The organism is Bifidobacterium phasiani, assembly GCF_019331775.1.
Taxonomy (GTDB): domain Bacteria; phylum Actinomycetota; class Actinomycetes; order Actinomycetales; family Bifidobacteriaceae; genus Bifidobacterium; species Bifidobacterium phasiani.
In genome coordinates, this window is the sequence record NZ_JAHBBD010000006.1 from 100,668 (window position 1) to 122,615 (window position 21,948).

18 protein-coding genes are annotated in these 21,948 nt (G+C 69.2%); 12 read left to right on the forward strand and 6 right to left on the reverse strand.

All coding sequences use genetic code 11. The annotated features are described in order from the left end of the window. Positions 1-80 precede the first annotated feature (80 nt). Complete coding sequence (locus KIH73_RS04050; protein ID WP_219080857.1) at positions 81-1,643, forward strand: amino acid permease; 1,563 nt, start codon at positions 81-83, stop codon at positions 1,641-1,643. A gap of 69 nt (positions 1,644-1,712) precedes the next feature. Here the strand turns inward: KIH73_RS04050 and KIH73_RS04055 are convergent, their stop codons facing one another. The 3 genes from KIH73_RS04055 to thiS form a co-directional block, all read right to left on the reverse strand. Then, complete coding sequence (locus KIH73_RS04055; RefSeq protein ID WP_219080858.1) at positions 1,713-2,618, reverse strand: thiazole synthase; 906 nt, start codon at positions 2,616-2,618, stop codon at positions 1,713-1,715. A gap of 101 nt (positions 2,619-2,719) precedes the next feature. Continuing rightward, the gene (thiF, locus tag KIH73_RS04060; protein ID WP_219080860.1) at positions 2,720-3,424 is read right to left on the reverse strand and encodes a sulfur carrier protein ThiS adenylyltransferase ThiF; all 705 of its coding nucleotides are present in this window, start codon (positions 3,422-3,424) and stop codon (positions 2,720-2,722) included. A 1-nt stretch (position 3,425) separates the two neighbouring features. Then, on the reverse strand, positions 3,426-3,620 hold the full coding sequence (thiS, locus tag KIH73_RS04065; protein ID WP_219080861.1) for a sulfur carrier protein ThiS: 195 nt from the start codon (positions 3,618-3,620) through the stop codon (positions 3,426-3,428). A gap of 399 nt (positions 3,621-4,019) precedes the next feature. Here thiS and KIH73_RS04070 point away from each other — a divergent pair, with 399 nt between their 5' ends. The 4 genes from KIH73_RS04070 (at position 4,020) to KIH73_RS04085 (ending at position 9,165) form a co-directional block, all read left to right on the forward strand. Next, on the forward strand, positions 4,020-4,487 hold the full coding sequence (locus KIH73_RS04070; RefSeq protein WP_236022566.1) for a PhzA/PhzB family protein: 468 nt from the start codon (positions 4,020-4,022) through the stop codon (positions 4,485-4,487). 127 nt (positions 4,488-4,614) lie between these two features. Next, positions 4,615-5,097 carry a MarR family winged helix-turn-helix transcriptional regulator gene (locus tag KIH73_RS04075; protein WP_219080865.1) on the forward strand — a complete coding sequence of 161 codons (483 nt, stop codon included), beginning with the start codon at positions 4,615-4,617 and terminating at the stop codon, positions 5,095-5,097. 247 nt (positions 5,098-5,344) lie between these two features. Next, positions 5,345-7,201, forward strand: a complete 1,857-nt coding sequence (locus KIH73_RS04080) for an ABC transporter ATP-binding protein (RefSeq protein WP_219080867.1) — start codon at positions 5,345-5,347, stop codon at positions 7,199-7,201. Positions 7,202-7,227: 26 nt separating this feature from the next. After that, a complete protein-coding gene (locus KIH73_RS04085; RefSeq protein WP_219080869.1) occupies positions 7,228-9,165 on the forward strand; it encodes an ABC transporter ATP-binding protein in 1,938 nt (645 codons plus the stop codon). A gap of 292 nt (positions 9,166-9,457) precedes the next feature. Here KIH73_RS04085 and KIH73_RS10845 read toward each other — a convergent pair whose 3' ends face one another. Further along, entirely contained in the window at positions 9,458-10,684 is a 1,227-nt protein-coding gene (locus tag KIH73_RS10845; RefSeq protein WP_236022567.1) for an FAD:protein FMN transferase, read from the reverse strand. Between the two features lie 460 nt (positions 10,685-11,144). Here KIH73_RS10845 and KIH73_RS04095 point away from each other — a divergent pair, with 460 nt between their 5' ends. The 7 genes from KIH73_RS04095 to KIH73_RS04125 all read left to right on the forward strand — a co-directional run bounded on the left by KIH73_RS04095 (position 11,145) and on the right by KIH73_RS04125 (position 19,226). Further along, entirely contained in the window at positions 11,145-12,869 is a 1,725-nt protein-coding gene (locus tag KIH73_RS04095) for an FTR1 family iron permease (RefSeq protein WP_219080871.1), read from the forward strand. Between the two features lie 109 nt (positions 12,870-12,978). Then, positions 12,979-13,617 (forward strand): iron transporter, encoded by a 639-nt coding sequence (locus tag KIH73_RS04100; RefSeq protein ID WP_338023952.1) that lies wholly within the window; start codon positions 12,979-12,981, stop codon positions 13,615-13,617. Between the two features lie 131 nt (positions 13,618-13,748). Continuing rightward, positions 13,749-15,020 carry a Fe-S-containing protein gene (locus KIH73_RS04105; RefSeq protein ID WP_219080875.1) on the forward strand — a complete coding sequence of 424 codons (1,272 nt, stop codon included), beginning with the start codon at positions 13,749-13,751 and terminating at the stop codon, positions 15,018-15,020. 16 nt (positions 15,021-15,036) lie between these two features. After that, positions 15,037-16,338, forward strand: coding sequence for an ABC transporter permease (locus KIH73_RS04110; protein ID WP_219080877.1), 1,302 nt, complete (start codon positions 15,037-15,039; stop codon positions 16,336-16,338). A 43-nt stretch (positions 16,339-16,381) separates the two neighbouring features. Beyond that, on the forward strand, positions 16,382-17,755 hold the full coding sequence (locus tag KIH73_RS04115) for an ABC transporter permease (protein WP_219080879.1): 1,374 nt from the start codon (positions 16,382-16,384) through the stop codon (positions 17,753-17,755). A 70-nt stretch (positions 17,756-17,825) separates the two neighbouring features. Continuing rightward, on the forward strand, positions 17,826-18,617 hold the full coding sequence (locus KIH73_RS04120) for an ABC transporter ATP-binding protein (RefSeq protein ID WP_219080881.1): 792 nt from the start codon (positions 17,826-17,828) through the stop codon (positions 18,615-18,617). 51 nt (positions 18,618-18,668) lie between these two features. Continuing rightward, entirely contained in the window at positions 18,669-19,226 is a 558-nt protein-coding gene (locus KIH73_RS04125; protein ID WP_219080883.1) for an FMN-binding protein, read from the forward strand. A 52-nt stretch (positions 19,227-19,278) separates the two neighbouring features. Here KIH73_RS04125 and KIH73_RS04130 read toward each other — a convergent pair whose 3' ends face one another. Both KIH73_RS04130 and KIH73_RS04135 read right to left on the reverse strand, forming a co-directional pair. Beyond that, positions 19,279-21,006, reverse strand: coding sequence for an ATP-binding protein (locus KIH73_RS04130; protein ID WP_219080885.1), 1,728 nt, complete (start codon positions 21,004-21,006; stop codon positions 19,279-19,281). Between the two features lie 90 nt (positions 21,007-21,096). Next, the gene (locus KIH73_RS04135; protein WP_219080887.1) at positions 21,097-21,924 is read right to left on the reverse strand and encodes a TetR/AcrR family transcriptional regulator; all 828 of its coding nucleotides are present in this window, start codon (positions 21,922-21,924) and stop codon (positions 21,097-21,099) included. Between the last annotated feature and the right edge of the window lie 24 nt (positions 21,925-21,948).

Consider the following 21,948-nt stretch of genomic DNA (forward strand, 5'->3'; position numbering starts at 1 on the left):
GAACCGGTTTGGCCGGAATGTGAGACATATGGTGGACGTTTACGGGGCGCGGTTACATGGGCGCCGTACAATGCCTGCCTATGACTGAAGAGAGCACGGACGCGCGGGGGCATCGCCCCGCGGACGCGACGGCGCAGGCCGGCGTGCAGGATCTGAAATCGGTGGAGTCGCTGGACTCCGGCAATGAGATGGAGCGCGGCCTGAGCAACAGGCACGTCCAGTTCATCGCGATCGGCGGCACGATCGGCACCGGTCTGTTCCTCGGTTCGGGCAAGTCGATCAGCCTGACCGGTCCGAGCATCATCCTGGTGTACATCCTGGTGGGCGTCGTGATGTTCCTGCTGATGCGCGCCATCGGCGAGATGATGTACCGCGACCCGAGCCAGCATACGTTCATCAACTTCGTGGAGCGCTACCTCGGCCGCGGCTGGGGGCGGTTCGCCGGCTGGTCGTACTGGGTGGCGCTGGTGCTGCTCGGCATGACCGAGATCACCGCCGTCTCGACGTACTTCGTCACGTTCTTCGAGACCTTCGGCATCGACGTGAGCGCATGGAAATGGCTGATCGAGCTGTGCTTCCTCGTGGCGCTGGTCGGCGTCAACCTCATCGCCGTCAAGGTGTTCGGCGAGGTGGAGTTCTGGTTCTCGATGATCAAGATCACGCTGATCGTCGCGATGATCGCGACCGCCGTGGTCATGGTGGTGATCGGCTACCACTACCCGGCCGTGCAGATCACCGGCTCGGACGTCGTCACGCCGGCCGGCCACGCCGGGCTCGACAACATCCTCGACGGGCTGTCGCTCGCGCCGAACGGGTGGATGGCGTTCCTGATGAGCTTCCAGATGGTGTTCTTCGCCTACGAGATGATCGAGTTCGTCGGCGTCACCGTCTCCGAGACCAAGAACCCGCGCAAGGTGCTGCCGAAGGCGATCAACCAGATCATCATCCGCATCCTGATCTTCTACGTGGGCGCGCTGATCGCGATCATGGCGATCGTGCCGTGGCGCAACTTCACCGCGAACGAGGACGGCTCCTTCGCCTCGCCGTTCATCATGGTGTTCCAGTTCGCCGGGCTGAACTGGGCGTCGGCGCTGGTGTTCTTCGTCGTGATCACCGCGGCGAGCTCCGCGCTGAACTCGCTGCTGTACTCGGCCGGCCGCCACCTCTACCAGATCGCGTCCGAGTCGGACTCGCCGGTGCTGCGGAAGGTCGGCGTCGTCTCGTCGCGCAAGGTGCCGGCGCGCGCCATCCTCGTCTCGGCGGCGCTGATCATCATGTCGCCGATCATCAACGCGTTCCCGCAGGTCTCCAGCGCGTTCGTGCTGTTCTCGTCCGCGTCGAGCGCCGTGTTCCTGTTCATCTACATCCTGACGATGGTCGCGCACCGCCGCTACCGCCGGTCCGCGGACTTCGCCCCCGACGGCTTCGTGATGCCCGCCTGGAAGGTGACGAACACCATCGCCATCGTGTTCTTCGTGTTCGTCTACGCTACGCTGTTCCTGGCGGACGACACCCGCGGCTCGGGCATCGCCGGCCTGGTCTGGCTCGTGCTGTTCGGCGGCTACTGTCTGCTGCACGAGCGCTTCCAGAACCGCGACCTCAGGGCCGCGCTCGGCCAGGGGCCGCGCCGGGACGCGCATTAGCGGTCGGCGCGGCACGCCGGTTTCCGTCCCCGGTTCCCGGACGGCCGCCGGAAACCGGGGACGCCGGCGTCAGCCGATGTAGTCGGCGGCGTCGGTGGGGCTGGACGGCACCGCATGCCCCTCGGTGACCTTGCCGAGGCCGGCGAGGTACGCTTCGCGGCCGGCTTCGATCGCATGTTTGAAGGCGCGCGCCATCACCGGGATGTTGCCGGCGCTGGCGATCGCCGTGTACGCCATCACCGCGTCGGCGCCCATCTCCATCGCCTCGGCGGCCTGGCTCGGCCGGCCGATGCCCGCGTCGATGATCACCGGCACATTCGCGTTCCGGATGATCACCTCGATGAAGTCGCGCATCCGCAGGCCCTTGTTCGAGCCGATCAGGGAGCCGAGCGGCATCACGCAGGCGGCGCCGGCGTCCTCGAGCTGCCTGGCCGCAATCGGGTCCGGGAACATGTATGGCATCACGACGAAGCCTTCCTTGGCCAGGATCTCGGTGGCCTTGACGGTTTCGGCGTTGTCGGGGAGCAGGTACCTGGTCTCGTGTTCGATTTCGATTTTCACGAAGTCCGTCTGGCACACCTCGCGCGCGAGGCGGGCGATGCGGACGGCCTCCTCGGCGTTGCGCGCGCCGGAGGTGTTCGGCAGCATCGTGATGCCCTCGGGGATGTAGTCGAGCAGGTTGTTGTCGGTGGTGCGGCAGCGGCGCAGCGCCATCGTGACGATCTGCGTGCCCGCGTTGGCGATCGTCGCCTTGATGAGGTTGAGGTCGTAGCGGCCGGAGCCGAGGATGAAGCGGCTGGTGAAATGGTGGCCGCCGAGGATCAGCGGGTCGGTGTCGCCGGTGGCGATGTCGTCGTAGGCGTGCTCGCCGGGTTCGGGCAGCACCGCGGTGTTCGTGGCGGTGCCGATCAGGGCGTCCAGGTCGTCGTCGGCGCTTGTCGGCGCGGGGGCGCCGGTCGGTGTGGTGTCGGTCATGGGTGTGCCTTTCCTTTGCGATTGGTCGATGGATTTTCCTTATAGGGTTCGTGCATGGGGCCGGACGGCCGTCGCGTGTTCCGCTGCCGTGGCGGCCGTCGTCACGGCTCGGTCTCGCCGAGGATGAGCCGGACGATCATGTTCGCCTCGTGGCAGGCGACGACCCCGACGCGCGGCGCCATCAGCCCGGCCCCGGGCGTCGGCGCGGTCTCGCCGTCGCCGCACAGATAGAAGCGGCGGGCGATCCGTCTCGTCGTCACGAGGTTGGCGCTGCGCCAGCCCGCCATGCCCGAGGCCGCGACCACGGTCGTGTCGGGCAGGGACCCCAGCACCGCGTCGACGAGCATGGTCTTGTTCTCCGGGACATCGAACGCCTCGCAGACGATGTCGTCGTGCGCGAACAGTTCCGGCACCCGATCCTCGGTGACCTTCAGGGTGTCCGTCGTCACGTCGAGGAACGGGTTGATGCGCGCGACGATGTCGCGCAGCGCCTCGGTCTTGTAGCGTCCGACGTCCGTCAGGAAGTACTGCTGGCGGTTGAGGTTGGTCATGTCCACCCGGTCGAAGTCGACCAGGTGCAGATGTCCGACGCCGATGCGCGCCAGCGCCACGGCGACGGTCGACCCCAGGCCGCCCAGCCCGGCGACGGCGACGTGCGCGTCGTCGAGCCGTCGTTGGACGTCCGATGTATGCCGTTCGAGCAACGCCCCGCGGACGGCCCGCAGCAGCTCCCCGTCGTGCGTCGGACGGTCGTCGGCGTCGTGCGGCGGCCGGGCCGCGTTCGTCTCGTCTGTCGTGCCGGTCATGTCAGCCGCCCTGCACGAACGTGACGATCTCCACGGTGTCGCCGTCGTCGAGCATCGTGTCGGCGCGGCGGGTGCGCGGCACGATCTCGCCGTTGAGCTCCACGGCCACGCGGTCGGCGCGCAGTCCGTGCCTGTCGATGAGATCGGCGACGCTGGTCGGTCCGTCCAGCGGCTCGGGTTGTCCGTTGACGATCATCGGTCGTCCCCCTCTCCACCGCCGATGGCGCGGCGGTATGAAAAAAGGGTCGCTGAAGCGGCCGTACCCTGTGAGGTGGTGCGCCCCTTCATGACCCTGCATGCATTGTTCGGTTGTGCCGATCGCGGGAACCCCGGATGGCGAGAAGCCGTGACATCGCCCGACGCTGGTGGACAACCCGTTCCTTACGGCGGCATTACCCGCATCAAGTTCGGTCGAAGCCCGAGGCTTCCTCTCAGCCCTTCCGGGCTCCCGTTCGGTTGTGCCTCCATGATAGGCCCGCACGGGCGACAGCGGCGAGCCGTACGGCGCCGCGGGGCCGTACGGTCGGCCCTCTACGGGCGGGCGGTCCGGCGCGCTGCCGTCGGCGATGTCCGGGAACGGACGATGATGGGAGGCATGGTGACTTGTGACGACGACCGCCGCGCCCGCAACCGTGCGACGGTGGAGACGTATCTGCATTCCGGGCACGGCGACGCGCTGCTGCGCCGCCACGAGCTGTTCTGCGGGGACGGCGTTTCGGGGCTGTGGACCTCGGACAGCGGCGAACCCGTGTTCTGTGCGGGACGCGACGCGATCGCGCAATACGATGTGTGGTCGTCCGAGCATTTCCCGGACTGGACGTGGAGCAATATCCGCATCTGGACCACCGACGACCCTGATTGGCTGTGGGCGGAATGCGACGGCGCCGGCATGGTGATCCTGCCGGGGCATGACCCGGTGCATTACGAGAATCATTTCATCTATTCGTTCGAGATGCGGGACGGGCTGATCGCCCGTGAGCGCGAGTTCATGAACCCGGTCGTGGAGATGAAGGCGCTCGGCATGGACACCCCGACCATCGACCTCGGGGATTTCCCGGGCTGATCGTCCCGCGCGGCGTCGTAAATTACTTATGCCGTAAGATATTTATTATCAACGGATAAGGCGGAACCAGTGCCGTTGGGCCATCGTCGGTCTGTCGGGTGCGGGCGCGGGACGGAGGAGGAAACCGATGGGTTTCGAGCAGGAGGCGTTCGAGGCGATCATGGGCGATGCCAGCGGCGGCATGGCGATGTGGGACGAGGTGCGGCGCGCCGGCAAGGGCGAGTCGTTCGTGCTGCGATACCTGGCCAAGCACGGCTCGGCGACCCCCTCGCAGCTCGCCGCGGCGCTCAAGGTCAGCTCCGGCAGGATCTCGGCGGTGCTGGGTGCCTTGGAGAAGAAGGGGTACGTCGTCCGCGCCATCGACCCGGAGGACCGCCGGGGCATCCGCGTGACGCTGACCGCGGCCGGCGAGGAGCAGATCAACCGGTACCGCGACGAGATGCGCGCGCATATCTGCTGGGTGTTCTCGCAGATGGGGGAGCGGCGCACGCGCGAGCTGGTCGAGCTGATCGGCGAGTTCTCCGCCTACCTGTCGCTGTGCAAGCCGGGCGGGCCGACGCCCACGCCCGAGCAGGTGAAGGAGGCCTTCGCGGGGCGCGAAACGCATTAGGGCGTGTGCGGCTAGGGCGTGCGCGTTGCGCGGGCGCCGTCGAGCGGCATGGGCGCGGGCTGCGGGCCGTGCGGGCCCGGGCCGTCGGCGCGCGGGCGACGGCGTGCATGCGGCCGGCGGCGTGCGTGGTCGGCCGGTGTGTGAGCGTTTGGTGAATGGGCGTATGCGCACAGCATCCTTTCAGCTTGCTATGTAATATCTTACGGTGGAAGATATTGAATACCGTAAGCATTTAGGAAGGATGCCTATGCTGCGCATCTGCAGATACCTCTCCAAGGCCGAGGTCGGGCAGCTGGTCATCGGACTGCTGTTCGTCGTCGCGCAGGTCTGGCTCGACCTGAAGCTCCCCGACTACATGTCCGAGATCACCACGCTCGTGGAGACCGAGGGCAGCGCGATGGGCGACATCTGGGTCGCCGGCGGCAAGATGCTGCTCGTCGCGCTCGGCTCCGCCGCATGCTCCGTCGTCGTCGGCTACATCGCCGCCCGCGTGTCCGCCTCGTTCAGCCAGCGCCTGCGCTCGCTGGAGTTCCGCAAGGTCGAGTCGTTCGGGCCGGCCGAGATGAACCGCTTCTCCACGGCCAGCCTCATCACCCGCTCGACCAACGACGTCACCCAGATCCAGATGTTCATCACGATGGGCCTGCAGCTCATCGTCAAGTCGCCGATCATGGCGGTGTGGGCCGTGTGCAAGATCGTCGGCAAGGGCTTCGAGTGGACGCTGGCCACCGGCATCGCCGTGGCCGTGCTGCTCGTGATGGTCGCCGTGCTGATGGCCTTCGTGATGCCGAAGTTCCGCCGGATGCAGGAGCTGACCGACAACATCAACCTCGTGGCCAACGAGAACCTCACCGGCCTGCGCGTCGTGCGCGCCTACAACGCCGAGGGGTACCAGGAGGCCAAGTTCACCGCCGCCAACAAGGAGCTGACCGACACCCAGCTGTACACGAACCGCGCCATGTCCATCATGATGCCGGCGATGAACACGATCATGAACGGCCTGTCGCTCGCCGTGTACTGGATCGGCGCCTACCTGATCGACGCCGCCGGGCTGCAGGACAAGCTCACCCTGTTCTCCAACATGGTCGTGTTCTCCAGCTACTCGGTGCAGGTCATCATGAGCTTCCTGATGATGAGCATGGTGTTCGTGCTGTGGCCGCGTGCCGACGTCTCCGCCAGGCGCGTGCTCGAGGTGCTCGACACCGAGCCGTCCGTCGTCGACGGGCCGCGCCGCGAGGGCGAGCCCGGCCGCGTCGGCGCCGTCGAGTTCCGCGACGTGAGCTTCACCTACCCCGACTCGCGCGAGCCGATGCTCGAGCACGTCAGCTTCCGCGCCGAACGCGGCCAGACCGTCGCGTTCATCGGCTCCACCGGCTCCGGCAAATCCACGCTGGTCAACCTGGTGCCGCGCTTCTACGACGCGACCGAGGGGCAGGTCCTCGTCGACGGCGTCGACGTGCGCGACTACGCCGTCGACGCGCTGCGCGACAAGATCGGCTACGTGCCGCAGCGCTCCACGCTGTTCAAGGGCACGGTCGCCTCGAACGTCGCCTACGGCGGCCATGCGGGCGACGCCGGGCGCGTCGAGCTCGCCGACGTGTCCACCGCCGCCGGCCGCCGGCATGGCGCCGAGCTGCTCGCCGCGTCGGACGCGCCGGGCGCGGCGGACGCCGGGCGCGAGGCCGCGGTGAGGGCCGCGTGCGACGTGGCCCAGGCCAGCGAGTTCGTCGAACGCATGGACGGCCGGTACGACGCCGCCATCGCCCAGTCCGGATCGAACGTCTCCGGCGGGCAGAAGCAGCGCCTGTCGATCGCGCGCGCCGTCTACCGCCACCCCGAGATCCTCGTGTTCGACGACTCCTTCTCCGCGCTCGACTTCAAAACCGACCGCGCGGTACGCGACGCGCTCGCCGAACGGGCCGGGGACTGCACCAAGCTCATCGTCGCCCAGCGCGTCGGCACCATCATGGACGCCGACCTGATCGTCGTGCTCGACGACGGGCGCGTCGTCGGCGAGGGCACGCACCGGGAGCTGCTCGACTCCTGCCCGGTCTACCGGCAGATCGCCGAATCGCAGCTCACCCCCGAGGAACTGGCCGCCTGACCGGCGGGCCTGAAAGGACGCAACACATGCCAGGACATATGGGACACGGCGCCGGGCGCGCCGTCGAACGGCCCGACGACTTCGGCGCCGTCATGGGCAGGCTCGTGCGGTTCTGCCGCAAGTACATCCCCGCGATCGTCATCGGTCTGGTGCTCGGCGCGGCGGGCACGATCTGCCAGATCGTCGGACCGAACGAGCTGAAGAACATCACCAACGAGATCTCCGCCGGGCTGCCGGCGCTGGTGGACGGCGCGCCCGTGCTCAACGCGATCGACCTCGACGCGGTCACGCGCATCGCGTGGACACTGGTGGCGCTGTACGTGGGCTACGCGCTGCTGAACTACGCGCAGAGCTGGCTGATGGCCACCGTCACGCAGCGCGCCGCGCAGGACCTGCGCGAGGCCATCAGCGTCAAGATCAACAAGCTGCCGCTGAAGTACTTCGACAAGGTCAGCCACGGCGACGTGCTCTCGTTCATCACCAACGACGTCGACGCCATCGGCCAGACGCTCGGCCAGTCGGTCGGCTCGCTGATCACCTCGGCCACGCTGTTCGTCGGCGCGCTGGTCATGATGTTCTACAACAACGTCGTCATGACGCTGTGCGCCATCGCATGCTGCCTGCTGGGCCTCGTGGCGATGGGCGTCATCATGCGCAGGTCGCAGACGTTCTTCACCCGCCAGCAGATCGCGCTCGCCGACGTCAACGGGCACGTCGAGGAGATGTACGACGGGCACATCGTCGTCAAGGCGTACAACGGCGAGGCGGACTCGATCCGCCGCTTCGAGCGCTACAACGCCGACCTGTACGACTCGGGCTGGAAGAGCCAGTTCCTCTCCGGCCTGATGATGCCGATGATGAACTTCATCGGCAACTTCGGATACGTCGTCGTGTGCGTCGTCGGCGCGGCGCTCGCGATGGGCGGGCGGATCGAGTTCGGCGTGATCGTGGCGTTCATGATGTACATCCGCCTGTTCACGCAGCCGCTCAGCCAGTTCGCCCAGGCGTTCCAGAACCTGCAGCGCTGCGCCGCCGCGTCCGAGCGCGTCTTCGGGTTCCTCGACCAGCCGGAGATGGAGGCCGAGCCGGAGCGCGGGGAGCTGCTGCCGGAGTCCGGTGACGGCGAGCCCGCCGCGGCCGGTGCCGCGCGTGACGGCGGCCGGGCGGTCGTGCCGGTCGAACACCGCCGCCGGCTGCTCGGCTATGACGGCAACGGCGACCCCGTCCCCGTGCGCGGCGACGTCGAGTTCAGCCACGTGAGCTTCGGCTACGATCCCGAGCGGACGATCATCCACGACTTCTCCGCCTCCGTGAAGGCCGGGCAGAAGGTCGCCATCGTCGGGCCGACCGGCGCCGGCAAGACCACGATGGTCAACCTGCTGATGCGCTTCTACGAGATCAGCGGCGGCACGATCACGATCGACGGCGTCGACACCCGGTCCGTGCCGCGCTGGAACGTGCACGACCAGTTCTCGATGGTCCTGCAGGACACCTGGGTGTTCCGCGGCACCGTGCGCGAGAACGTCGCCTACGCCAAGCGTGGCGTGACCGACGAGCAGATCGTCGCCGCGTGCAGGGCCGTCGGCCTCGACCGCTACATCCGCTCGCTGCCGGACGGCTACGACACCGTGCTCGACGAGAAGTCGTCGCTGTCGCAGGGGCAGAAGCAGCTGCTCACCATCGCCCGCGCGATGGTGCAGGACGCGCCGATCCTCATCCTCGACGAGGCCACCTCGTCGGTCGACACGCGCACCGAGGAGCTGATCCAGAAGGCGATGGACGCGCTGACCGTCGGGCGCACGTCGTTCGTCATCGCGCACCGCCTGTCGACGATCCGCGATGCGGACATGATCCTGGTCATGAACCAGGGCGACATCATCGAGCGCGGCACGCACGAGGAGCTGCTCGAGGCCGGCGGGTTCTACGCGCAGCTGTACAACTCGCAGTTCGCGCTGGCCGACTGAGGCCGGTCGGCGGATTGTGTCGGGTCGGCCGGCGTTCGTCTGGCCGACCCGTGTCTGTTTGGCATGGTCCAGGTCGGATGGTGTCGGTCGGCTCGTGTCGGCGGGGTCGACACGTCGAAGGGTGTCGCAGGGTTTGGGGGATGGTCCGCGGGGTTTGGCGGTGTTGCGCCGATCTTCGCGGACTATCTCTCGAAGTCTGCGGGGATGCTTGGCCCGTCGGGCGGGCAGTTGATTGGGGCGTTGTCGGGCGATGTCGGGTCATGTTGAGCCCGGCCCGTCCGGACAGAGTCGACTAGGCCCCGATGAACAGGTCGCCGGGGAATCGCCGACTGCGCAGCGCCGTGCGGTCGGCGCGCAGGACGACGCATTCGAATCGGAAGAACTTCGCCAGCCGGGCGGGATCGGCGACGAACAGTGCCGTGGCCAGGCCGTCGGCCAAGGCGGCGGGGGTCGGCTCGGGGGAGTCGGCGCCGACGCTCGCCCAGGTGGCGGCGACGTCGTCGACCGGCGCGCCGTCGAGGGCGCTGAGCAGGTGGTGGACCTGCTCTCCGGCGGCGGTGGCCCAGTGTCGCCGGCTCGGCGCCGAAGCACAGAACGCGCCGGATGCGATCGCGGCGGTGCCGACCGCCCTGGTCGTATCGTGCGGGTCCTCGAGCGCTATCGTGATGGGGGCGTCGGTGCGGACGAGCAGGTCGCCGCCGGCGTCGATGACGAACTCGGCCGCGGGGTCGCGGCCCATCGTTCGGGCGATCAGGTCGAGCAGATACCCCTTGCCGCAGGCCCCGAAGTCGAGGTGGACCGCGCGGCGGGTGACCAGCGTGGCGCCGTGCCGCTCGACGTCGTCGCGCCAGGTCGGGTGGGGCGGCATGGCGGACCATGACGTGGGGGATTCCGCGGGCGCGGGGGATGTGTCGGGTGCCAGCGGGTTGTGGGCGGTCGGGGCATGGGCGATTGGACCATGGGTGGCCGGGATGCGGATGGCCGGAGCATGGACGGTTGAGGCGCGGGCGGCTGGGCCGTGGGCGGTCGAGTCGCAAGTGGCCGGGCCGTAGGCGGTCGGAATGCGGGCATCCGGGGCATAGGCGATCGGGGCGCGACCGGCTGGGTCGTGGGTGGTCGGGTCGCAGGTGGCTGGGTCGTGGGCGGTCGGGGCATGGACGGCCATCGTGTCCACTGCCGGGAGTGGGGGCGATGCCGGCGACGTCAGGGCGTAATCGGCGCCGTAACCCAGGCGGATCAGAGCCTCGCCGATGCAGGGGTCGACCGCCCCGTCGGTCGCCTCGTACAGGCGGTCGTACAGGGCGAACAGCGGCTCCGCCCAGCCGGGGAAGTCGAAGCTGCCGCCACGGTCGGCCGCGGCCATCGCGGCGAGCGTCGAGTCGGCCCGGAAGCGCGACAGCACCGACTCGTAGTCCGCCGCCAGCGTGCGGATCCGGGGCGGTATGGGCCGCGTCGAGCGGATGATGATGCCGGTGCCGAGCGCCTGCGGCAGCGCCAGGGTGTGCGGGAACGCCTTCATGACCAGTCATCGTAGGGCAATCGTCGGGCGGCGGGAAGGGGGGCGGCGCCGAAGCGTCGCCTGGCGGGAATCGGCGGGGCTGCGAGTCGGCGGACGGGGTTGTCTTGTCGGGAGAGGGCGGAGGCGTGTCTCGTCCGGGGAGGGCTTGGCGGCGGGGCCGTGCGGAGGGGCGGCCGTCGTGCCTGGCCGCGCGGGGACGACGTGCCCGGCGGGTCGTGCCGGTGGAAGTTTCGGCGTCGGAGGCGTCCGGCTGGTGGTCGCCGGCCGCATTTCGCATCGACATGCGGACCGGATAATCTCATTATGTGGAATGAAAATCCGGGGTTTCCGCACCCGAAATACCGCCGTTCCCAGTAAAAGTCAAGACTGTTTTTTGGATTCGTTCCGCTTTACGTTTGGGTGTCGTCAGCCACGCGCCTCCGCCATGGAAGGCGCACACGCAAGCACGAGAGGGGCGAGTATGGTTTCGCGTTCTGCCGCAGCGGTCCGGATAACCGCCGTCGTCGCCGCGCTGCTGACGGTGCTCGCGCTGGCCATGGCCCCGCTGGCCGCCGCGCACGCCGCGGACGCCGGCGACGCCGACTCGTGGACCGCCGTGGCCGAGACCATCGGGGCCGACCTCGCCGACGGCGCGCAACGGTACGCCGACGGCAACATGGCCGGCGCCGCGTCGTCATTCAACACGGCGTACCACACCGACTACGTCGCCTCGAACTTCGCCAAGGTCGTCAACGACACCATCGGCGCCGAACGCTACGAGGACCAGAAGCAGCAGTTCGAGGACCTGCGCTCCCTCGCCTACCAGCAGGGCTCGCAGGAGCAGATCGACGCCCAGTCCGCCGCGCTGATCGCGGACATCGACGAATGCGCGGCCACGCTCGACGCGAACGCCGACCTGGCGAACCCGCGCGACTACGCGCAGGCCCGCAGCGACCGGACCGCGGCCGAGCGTGAGCAGCTCGACGCCGCGAAGGTCAATACGAACGAGGGCCGCGGCGACCGCACCTGGAGCGACGTGGCCGGCGAGATGACCGCCGTGCTCGACGAGGCGCTCGCGGCCGCGGAGGGCGGCGACGGCGCGCGGGGCGCGGAGCTCGTCAACGAGGCGTACTACCAGTACTACGAGAAGCTCGGCTTCGAGAAGAACGTGATGAACGCCATCGGCGGCGACCGCGTCTCGCTGGTCGAGAACACGTTCAAAAGCAGCCGCAAGGCCATGACGGCGGGCGAGGACGCGAGCGGGCACATCGCCGACCTTCAGGCGATGCTCGTCGAGGACGCGGCCGCGCTCGACGGCGGCGCCGGCGACGACGTCAACGGCCTCACCCGCTTCATCACCAGCTCGTTCGGCCAGGCGTTCCTGATCCTGATCCGCGAGGGCCTGGAGGCGCTGCTTGTGGTCGCGGCGATCATCGCGTACCTGGTCAAGTCCGGCAACCGCCGCCTGGTGAAGTGGATCTACCTGGGCGTGGCGGTCGGCCTGGCCGGCTCGGGCGTCGTCGCGGCGGTCTTCACCGTGCTGTTCGGCGGCAGCGGCCCGCAGCAGGAGATCATGGAGGGCGTGTGCGCGCTCGTGGCGACCTGCATGCTGCTGTACACCAGCAACTGGATGCTCAGCCGGTCGAGCGTCGACGCGTGGAACCGGTACATCCGCACCAAGACCGAGGCCGCGGTGGCCGGGGTCGAGGCGGCGAGCCGGAGCGCCGGCGTCGCCGACCGGGTGACGCTCGCCGGCGTCGCGTCGCTGGCGGCGCTGAGCTTCCTCGCGGTGTTCCGCGAGGGCGCCGAGACGGTGATCTTCTACCAGTCGATCTACTCGATGACGCAGGACTCCTCGGGCATGCTGGCCGGCGGCATCGCCGCCGCGGTGGCGCTTGTCGCGGTCTTCCTGCTGTTCCGCTTCACGTCGGTGCGCATCCCGATCGGCCCGTTCTTCGTCGTGACCTCGGTGCTGCTGGCGGTGATGGTCGTGATCTTCGCCGGCGGCGGCGTGCACTCGCTGATCGAGGGCGACCTGATCGACGGCACCTACCTGCCGAACATGCCCACCAACGACTGGATCGGCCTGTACCCGTACGCCGAGACGCTGGCGGCGCAGGGCGTCGCGCTCGCCGCGGTGGTCGCGCTGTTCGTCGTCGGCCTCGTCCGGCAGCGGCGGCGCGCCGGCACGGCGGGTCGGCAGTGACCGGCGGGCGACATGCCGGCGGCACCGGCCGCGGACGTGCGTCGCGCCACCGGCCTCACCGCCTCTGAAGACAACCCAACCCACCATCCCATCAACGAAAGAGAGCACCATCATGAAGAACCGCAAGCTTTCCGCGCTGCTGGGCCTGCTGCTCGCCGGCTCGCTCGCCTTCTCCGCGTCGGCCTGCGGCGCCGGCACCGCCGACACGGCGGCCGACGACGCGACCTCGAGCACCACCGAGGACACCGCGGACACCACCGCGGACACGGGCGCCGGCTTCGAGGAAATCCCGATCGGCACCGACGTGGAGCTGGAGGGCGAGATCAACGCGGCCGCCGTCTACTTCCAGCCGATCGACATGGAGCCGGCCGGCATGGGCCTGAGCGCCGCCGAGTCGAACCTGCACCTCGAGGCCGACATCACCGCGCTCGAGGGCAACGACCTCGGCTACGGCGCGGGCGACTTCGTGCCCGGCCTGACCGTCGACTACGTGATCACCGACAAGAACGACCCGTCCAACACCCAGGAGGGCACGTTCATGGAGATGGTCGCCTCCGACGGCCCGCACTACGGCGGCAACATCGCCCTCGACCAGGACGGCGAGTACACGCTGACCTTCAGGATCCACTCCCCGGCCGAGAACGGCTGGATGCTGCACACCGACCCGGAGACCGGCGTGACCGGCCGCTGGTGGACCGAGCCGCTCGAGGCCACGTTCGACTGGGACTACACCGTCCACCAGTGGTGACGGATCCCGACGAAACCGACATGAGGGCGGTCGCCGGCGGGCGGCCGTCCTCGTCCGCATGACGGGCGGCCGGTCGCGCGGCCGCGGCGGCGTCGGGGCCGCCGGGCCGCGGTATCAGGAAAGGGAACGCGATGCTGGGACAATACATACAGGCGTTGCCGGGCGTGCTCGGCCTGTGCCTGCTGGTGATGGGCACGGACGTGCTGCTCGCCGTCGGCGAGGGGCGCGACCGGCCGAGAAGCCACCGATGGCGCCGGATCGGCCTGGCGGTCGGCCTGGTCGCCGCGATCGCGTTCGCGGCGCTGCGCGGCACGGCGGTCGTCACGCGACGCTCCACCGTCAACCTGCCGACGCTGATCGCCTGCGTCGTCCTCGACCTGCTGATGATCGCCGTGGTTGTGCGCGCCCGCGCGCTGACCCGCGACTGGCGGCGGCACCGGGGCCTGATGGACGCGGCGAACGCCGTGACGGCCGCGGGCATCGCGGCCACCGCGTTCTTCGCCGTCCCCGACGTGATCCTGCAGCTGACCAACTTCGTCGACACCGGCGACTCCCCGTTCACCTCCGACATGCTGCTGCGCGCGCTCGGCTTCCTGCTCGGCATCGGCACGGCGATGGCGGCCGCGGCGATCTTCCGCACGATGCGCTCGACCGCGGTCCGCCGCGCGTTCACGCTCGCCGTGCTGCTCGTCGTCGTGCTGCAGCTGCTGCACCATCTGGCCGAGCTGTTCTCGCTGCTGATGAACATGATGATCCTCGTGCTGCACGGCACGGCGTTCCGCGTGCTCATCCTCGTGCACAACCACGGGCTGCAGATGACGATCGCGCAGGCGCTGGTGTTCGCCATCCCCGCCGTCGCCTCGATCGTCGCCGGGTTCCGCACCGCGGCGACCGGCCCGAACGAGGCTGCCGTGCGCTCGCGCATCGCCTTCCGCCGCCGCGCCAAGGCCGCCGGCGCGTGGAGCCTGGTCGCGATGATCCTGGTGACCGCGACGCTCGCCTGGGGCACCTACGAGACGAACAAGGAGCCGGTGATCTCCGAGCCGGAGGAGTACTCCCTGGCCGACGGCGTGGCGACGATCTCGTTCGCGCAGGTCGAGGACGGCCACCTGCACCGCTTCGAGTACACGGCGGCCGACGGCACGGTCATGCGGTTCATCATCATCAAGAAGAACGGCGGCGCGTACGGCATCGGCCTCGACGCGTGCGAGACCTGCGGCGACGCCGGCTACTACGAGCAGGACGGCAAGATCATCTGCAAGCGCTGCGACGTGGCGATCAACCTGGCGACGATCGGCTTCAAGGGCGGCTGCAACCCCGTCCCGCTGCCGTACGAGATCGGCGACGGCGCGATCACCATCCAGGCGGCCGACCTCGACGCGCTGTCGGCGCACTTCAAGTGACCGGGAAGGGGGCCCGATGTTCTTCCTGCGCATGATATTCCGCTCGTTCAGCCGGCAGTTCCGGCGGCGGCTGCTCATCGCCGTCACTGTCTGCCTGTCGGCCACGGTGTCGGTGGCGATGCTCGGCGTCGTGTTCGACGTCGGCGACAAGCTCAACGAGGAGCTGTCGACGTACGGCTCGAACATCACCGTGCAGCCCAAGTCCGACGCGGTGATCGCCGACCTGTACGACACCGAGGGCGACGCAGCCGACCCGACGTCGTTCCTCGGCGAATCCGACGTGCCGAAGATCAAGACGATCTTCTGGGCGTTCAACATCACCAACTTCGCCCCGAAGCTCACGATGCACGTCGACGTGGCCGCCGACGGCGACGATGCGGGCGTGACGGACGTGCCGGCCGTCGGCACCTGGTTCAATAGGACGCTGGACCTGGAGACCGGCGAGACCACCGTCGTCGGCGTCGACGGCATGCGCTCGTGGTGGAGTGTCGAGGGCGCCTGGGCCGCCGACGACTCCGACGAGGCGATGCTGGGCGCCGACCTGGCCGACAGCCTCGGCGTCACGGCGCCCGGCGGCAGCGTCACCCTGAGCTACGGCGGCGCGACGACGACCTGCACGGTCGTGGGCATCTACGATTCCGGCGACGAGGAGAACGGCTCGCTCTACCTGCCGTCGTCGACGCTGCAGGGGCTCACCGGGCTGGACGGCCTCGTCGACGCCATCGAGGTCAAGGCGCTGACCACGCCGGAGAACGACCTGGCCCGCAAGGCCGCGCGCAACCCCGCCGCGCTCACCCAGGAGGAGTGGGAGACCTGGTACTGCACGGCGTACGCCTCGTCCATCGCCTACCAGATCGAGGAGGTGATCCCCGGCGCGGTGGCCAAGCAGGTGCGGCAGGTCTCCGAACTGCAGGGCGACGTGCTCAACAAGACCCGCGCGGTGATGATCGTGATGACCGCGCTCAGCCTGGTCGCCGCGGCCATCGCGGTCGCCAACCTGATGGCCGCCTCGATCGCCGAGCGGTCGGCGGAGCTGGCGCTGCTCAAGGCGGTCGGCGCCACCGACGGCGCCGTGTCGCGCCTCATGCTCATGGAGACGGCCGTGATCTCGCTGGCCGGCGCGCTGGTCGGCTCGCTGCTCGGCGTGGGCGCGGCGCAGATCGTCGGGCGGGTGGTGTTCGGCTCGGGCATCACGATGCGCCCGATGGTGTTCGTGCTCGTGACCGTGTTGCTGGCCCTCACCGTGCTCGTCGCCTCGTTCTCGTCCATCCGTTCGATTCTGGGCGTACGCCCCGCGGAGGTGCTCCATGGCCGCTGATCGCAACACCGGGCGCGGCGCGCGCCGCCCGTCCGTCCGACGCATGACCAATCGCCGCATGTTCCTCACGATGCTGTTCGGCGCGGTGTTCCGCCGCCGGTCGCGCGCCGTCATGGCCGTGATCGCCTCGATGGTCGGCGCGACCACGCTGTTCTGCCTCGCCGCGATCTGCCTGGCCGTGCCGCAGCAGATGAGCGAGGAGATGCGCTCCTACGGCGCGAACCTCATCGTCACCGGGCAGTCGGCCGACGACGGCGCCGCCGGCATGGACGAGGACACCGTCGCCGCCGTCGAGCAGGAGGTCGAGGCCGTCGGCGACGCGCGCCACGCCGCATACCGCTACGAGACGGTGCGCATCAACTCGGCCCCGTACGTGCTCGCCGGCATCGACGTCGACGAGGTGCAGGCGCTGAACCGCCACTGGAGCGTCGACGGCGACTGGCCGTCCGCCGGCCAGGTGATGGTCGGCGGCGACGTGGCCGACGCGATGGGCCTGCGGATCGGCTCGACCGTCACCATCGGCTACCGCTCCGACGGTGCCGATGGTGGTGCCGGCACCGATGGTGACGGCGGCTCCGGCGACATCGTCGCCGATTCTGCCGTCGGTTCCGGCGACACCGCCGATGGTGACGGCGGTTCCACGGACGCCGAAACCGCTGGCGACGCGCTCTCGACCGGCTCTGCGGACGCCGAAACCGCCGGCGACGTGCCTTCGGCCGGCTCCGACACGGTCGGCGGGCAGATGCGCGACGGCCGCGTCTCCACCGACATCCTCGAAAGCGACGGCGTCGCCTACCGCGTGGCCGGCATCCTCGACACCGGCGGCAGCGAGGACGGCATCATCTACGCGACCGCCGACGATGTCGCCGCGCTCGCCGGCGACCGCGGGCCCGACGTCATCGAGTTCTCCTCCGACGCGGACGGCGACCGGCTCGGCGAGCTGGTCGATGCGCTCAACGACGGGCCGCTGGCCGTCGGCGCGCAGCAGGTGTCGAAGATGACCGCGTCGAACCAGCGCATCGTCACGATGCTGCAGACCCTGTTCTGGCTGGTGTCCATCGTGGTGCTGGCGCTCACGCTGGTCGGCGTCTCCACGACGATGTCGTCGATCGTGTCGCAGCGGCGCAACGAGATCGGCCTGCGCAAGGCGCTGGGCGCGCCCTCGTCGTCGGTCGTGGCGGAGTTCGCCGTGGAATCGGCGCTGTACGGCCTGATCGGTGGCCTGGTCGGCGCCGGCATCGGGTACGCGTTGGCCCGGGCGCTGTGCGTGACCGTGTTCGAGCGCACGCTCGCGTTCTCGTGGCCGCTGGGCGCGCTCGCCGTGGCGCTGGGCATGGCGATCGCGGTCGTGGCCTCGGTCCCGCCGATCCGGCGCGCCACGCGCATCGACCCGGCCGTGGTGCTGAGGGAGGAATGACATGAATCGGAACACGACCGCGGCCGGCCCGGATGGTCGGCATGCGGCGGACGCAGCGAAAGGAGCGGGCATGCTGCTCGAACTCGACCACATCTCCAAGACCTACGGCGACCTCAACGCCGTGGACGACCTGAGCCTGACCGTCCCCGAGGGCCAGTGGCTGGCCATCGTCGGCTCGTCCGGATCGGGCAAGACCACGCTGATGAACATCATCGGCTGCATGGACTCGCCGTCGCGCGGGTCGGTGACGCTGGAGGGCCGCCGGCTGGAGGACCTCAACGCCACGCAGCTGGCCGACGTGCGCAAGAACGTGATCGGCCTGGTGTTCCAGAAGTTCTACCTGGTGCCGCATCTGACCGCCGTCGAGAACGTGATGGTCGCGCAGTACTACCACTCGGTGGTCGACGAGGCGCAGGCGATGGAGGCGCTGAGGCGCGTCGGGCTCAAGGACCGCGCCCATCATCTGCCGGGCCAGCTGTCGGGCGGCGAGCAGCAGCGCGTGTGCATCGCCCGCGCGCTGATCAACTGCCCGAAGCTGATCCTGGCCGACGAGCCGACCGGCAACCTCGACGAGAGGAACGAGCATATCGTGCTCGACCTGTTCCGCCAGCTGCATGAGCAGGGCACGACGATCATCGTCGTCACGCATGACGCGCTCGTCGCCTCCTGCGCGCAGCGCGAGATCATGCTGAACCACGGCGTGCTGGTCGGCGAGCGGTGGAACGACGAGCAGGCGCGGCTCGCCTACGAGGCGGCCGGCGGCCGGCCGGCGTCCACTGGCGCGCAGGTCGAGGGCGCGCAGCACGGCGAGGCCGCGCAGGCGTTCGCCGATCCGACCAAGGCGGCCAAGACCGGTGCGTAGCGCGTGGCTGACGCGGCGCCCGCACGGCATGTGAGTCAGGAAGGGAACCATATGGGCAACGAACGGAAGGCGGCGCTGGCGCTCGCCGGCCTGGTGGCGGCGACCACGCTGCTCGCCGGGTGCGGCGAGCCGAAGGCCGTACCGATGGACGACGAATACGCCGGCAACTCCGGCGAGACCGCGCAGTCGCAGGCCGATTCGGCCGATGACGCCGACGGGTCGGATGCGTCCGGCTCGGATGGCGCGTCGGACGACGCTTCGGGCGATGCGTCGGACGACGACTGCTGCGCCGGCGAGGACACCGGCGTGTACGCCGACGGCACGTACTCGATCAACGGACAGTACGGGCCCATCGGCGAGGACACCATCGACGTGCATCTGACCATCGCGGACGGCACGATCACCGACGTGCAGATCGTGGGGCATCCGTTCACGACGATCTCCAAGAACCACCAGGACGCCTTCGCCGAGGCCATCGGCGACGTCGTCGTCGGCAGGCCGCTGGCCGGGCTGTCCGTGGACACGGTGGCCGGTGCGAGCTGGACGACCGAGGCGTTCAACGCCGCGCTCGACGTGGCCCGCGAGGAGGCCTCGATCCCGCGGGAATGAGGGCGGTCCCGCCCGCCGGGGCCGAGTCGGTGACGGGTCCGGGCCGGTCATCTCAGGCGCTCCTGCGTATGCGGTAGGACTGCCTCGGGCTGCGCGCTGGCTGCGTGCGTTCGATGAGCCCGAGTTCGAGCAGCTTGTTGATCTGATAGGTGACGGTCGAGCGGGGCCGCCCGGTCTCCGCGACGAGCTGGGGCAGCCGCGTCGCGTCGTGCTCGGCGATGAACGCGAGCATCTGCCTCTCGAGTTCGGAAAGCGAATCGGCGGCATGGTCTTGCGGCGTCTCGTAGTATGACGTGCCGGCCCACGATCCGGTCGGCGTTGCGTCGGGGTGCTGCGTACCGTCCTGCAATCCGACCGCCGGTGCCGCGGGTTGCGGCGTGTCGGTCCGCGATTCGACTGGCGATGCAATGGGTCGCGGCATTCCGGACCGCGATTCGGCGTGCGGCGCGTCGGGGTGCGGCATACCGGGGTGCGGCATACCGTCCAGCAATCCGGCCGCCGGTGCCGCGGCCGGTGCGAGGCGGTCGGTGTGCGCGGCGCGGAACGTGATGGAGAACGCCGACAATGTGTCGCTGACCTCGGGCCTGCCGTTGCCTCCGGACCGCAGCAGCGTGGTGATGAGCTGGTAGCCGGTGCCGCGATTCTCCGCCACATAGCCGTCTCGGAACGGCGTGGTCTCCATCAGGGCGGCGAGCGTGCGGTTGCGCGTCGCGGAGACGCCCGGCTCGCCCAGCGAATCCACGGTGACCGGCCCGTACAGGCCGCCCGGGCTGATGATCTCCAGGCGATTGCCGTACATGTTGACCTGGATCTGCGCGCCCTGGCCCATGGGGGAATAGTCGCGGTGCATGATCGCGTTGCACAGCGCCTCGCGCACGGCGTCGATCGGGTATTCGAACGCATCGCGGCGCCGCGCCTGCCCGTCCAGCACGCCGCCCACCCGCATGTTGCGCGACACCCACGCCAGCGCATCCTCGAGTATCTCCGGAATGGGGCCCGCCATGGAGCGCGAGTCGAGGTACTTCACGGCATTGCCGGAGGTCTTGCATGTTCCCGGGTAATAGGCGACGGTGACGGTGAGTCGCGGGAACCAGCGCTGCGGGTAGTTGCCGGCGACCAGCAGCCCGGACAGCGTCGGGTGCGGCCGCCCGTCGGCTCCCGTGGCGATGATGTTCAGCGCTCGCAGCGAGTCGTCGCGCGACAGCGTGCCGAAGATGCGGGGGTGCAGCGACCGTTGCCGTGCGACGATCGCGTCGAGGATGTCGTCGAGCAGGTCCGCCGGGGTCGCCTCATCCACGACGGCGCGGTCATGCACCGGCTGACGACGCTCTTCGAGCAGCCGGTCGACCTCGTATGTGGTGAGTCGGCGATCGCCGACGCCGACCCGGATGTATGAGCCGTGGTAGCGCCCACGGTCCGTGACATGGCACGGCTTGTCGAACGGAGGCATCTCCTCGATGACCGCGACCGCCACCGGGGCGCCGTGGTATTCGAGGATCTCGATGTCCGGGCGCACCGGCGGCGTGAGCCGATCCGCGCACTGCCGCGCGAACGATTCGGCCACGGCCTCCGGCCGGAAGCCGGGGGTGGGCGAGAATCCGGTCTGTTCGGCGAGCCCCAGCACGATCAGCCCTCCGGACCCGTTGGCGAACGCCGATACCGTTTCCATCAGCGACGCCGATACGCCATGCTCGCACGCCTTGACCTCGACGGCCCGGCCGTCGGTGGCCGCGTGCCGCAGCCGTTCCACGAGCCGCGCCAGTTCCTCTTCGGTGATCATGCCCGCCCCCTTGGAGACATATCAACATAGCAACTACATATCAAACATCCTAACATGGTTTGATATGTTGTCGGAGGCGTGTCGCCGAGGTCACCGCGCCGCGATCGCCGGCCACAGCAGGTCGGCCATGCGTCTCGCCCAATCCAAGGCATCCGTGGCGCTCGAAATGTCCGCGGTATCCGAAGTGTCCGATATGGTCGTGGCGCGCGGCGCGTCAGACGCGATTTCCGCGACCGTCCCGACGTCCGCGGCCGCTGCGTCGCGTTCGGAGACCCCGGTGTCCTCGGTTTCGGCGTCGTCGCCGGCCCCACCGGCCTTGTTCCTGCCTTCGCGGCCCCCATCGGCTCGCCGCGCCTCGGCGGCCGAGATCGCGCGGTCGGCGATCATCGACCCGATGATCGTGTCGAACAGCAGTCGGACGTCCAGCCCCGGCCGGAACACCCCCTCGCGCTCTCCGCGCAGGAAGAACTCGGACAAGTGCCGTTCGAGGGGAGGGATGCCCTGGTCGAAGATCCGCCGGAAGAACGCGTTGTCGCTGGAGAGCACCAGCCCCACGGCCTTGACGCCGATGCCCTCGTCGAACCGCTGCGCGAGCCGCGTCAGCAGCCGCTCTAGGTTCGCGCGCGAGGGCGGCAGGTCCTCGACGTGCGGCGAACGGACGATGTCGAGCGTGCTGATCGATTCGAGCAGGTCGTCGGTGTCGCGGTAGCGCCGGTAGATCGTCGTCTTGGCGACCCCGGAGGCGCGCGCGACCTTCTCGATCGTCACCGCGCCGATGCCCTCGGTGGTGGCGATGCCCAGCACGGCCTGCACGATCTTGCGGTCGGTGGCCTCGCGCGTGCGGCGGTGCCGCGCGGAGGCTGTGGGCGCGACGGATGCGGCTTGCGCGGCGGTGGCGGCGGAATCGGTGGTCATCATGCCTTCTCTCCATGGCGGGTCTGC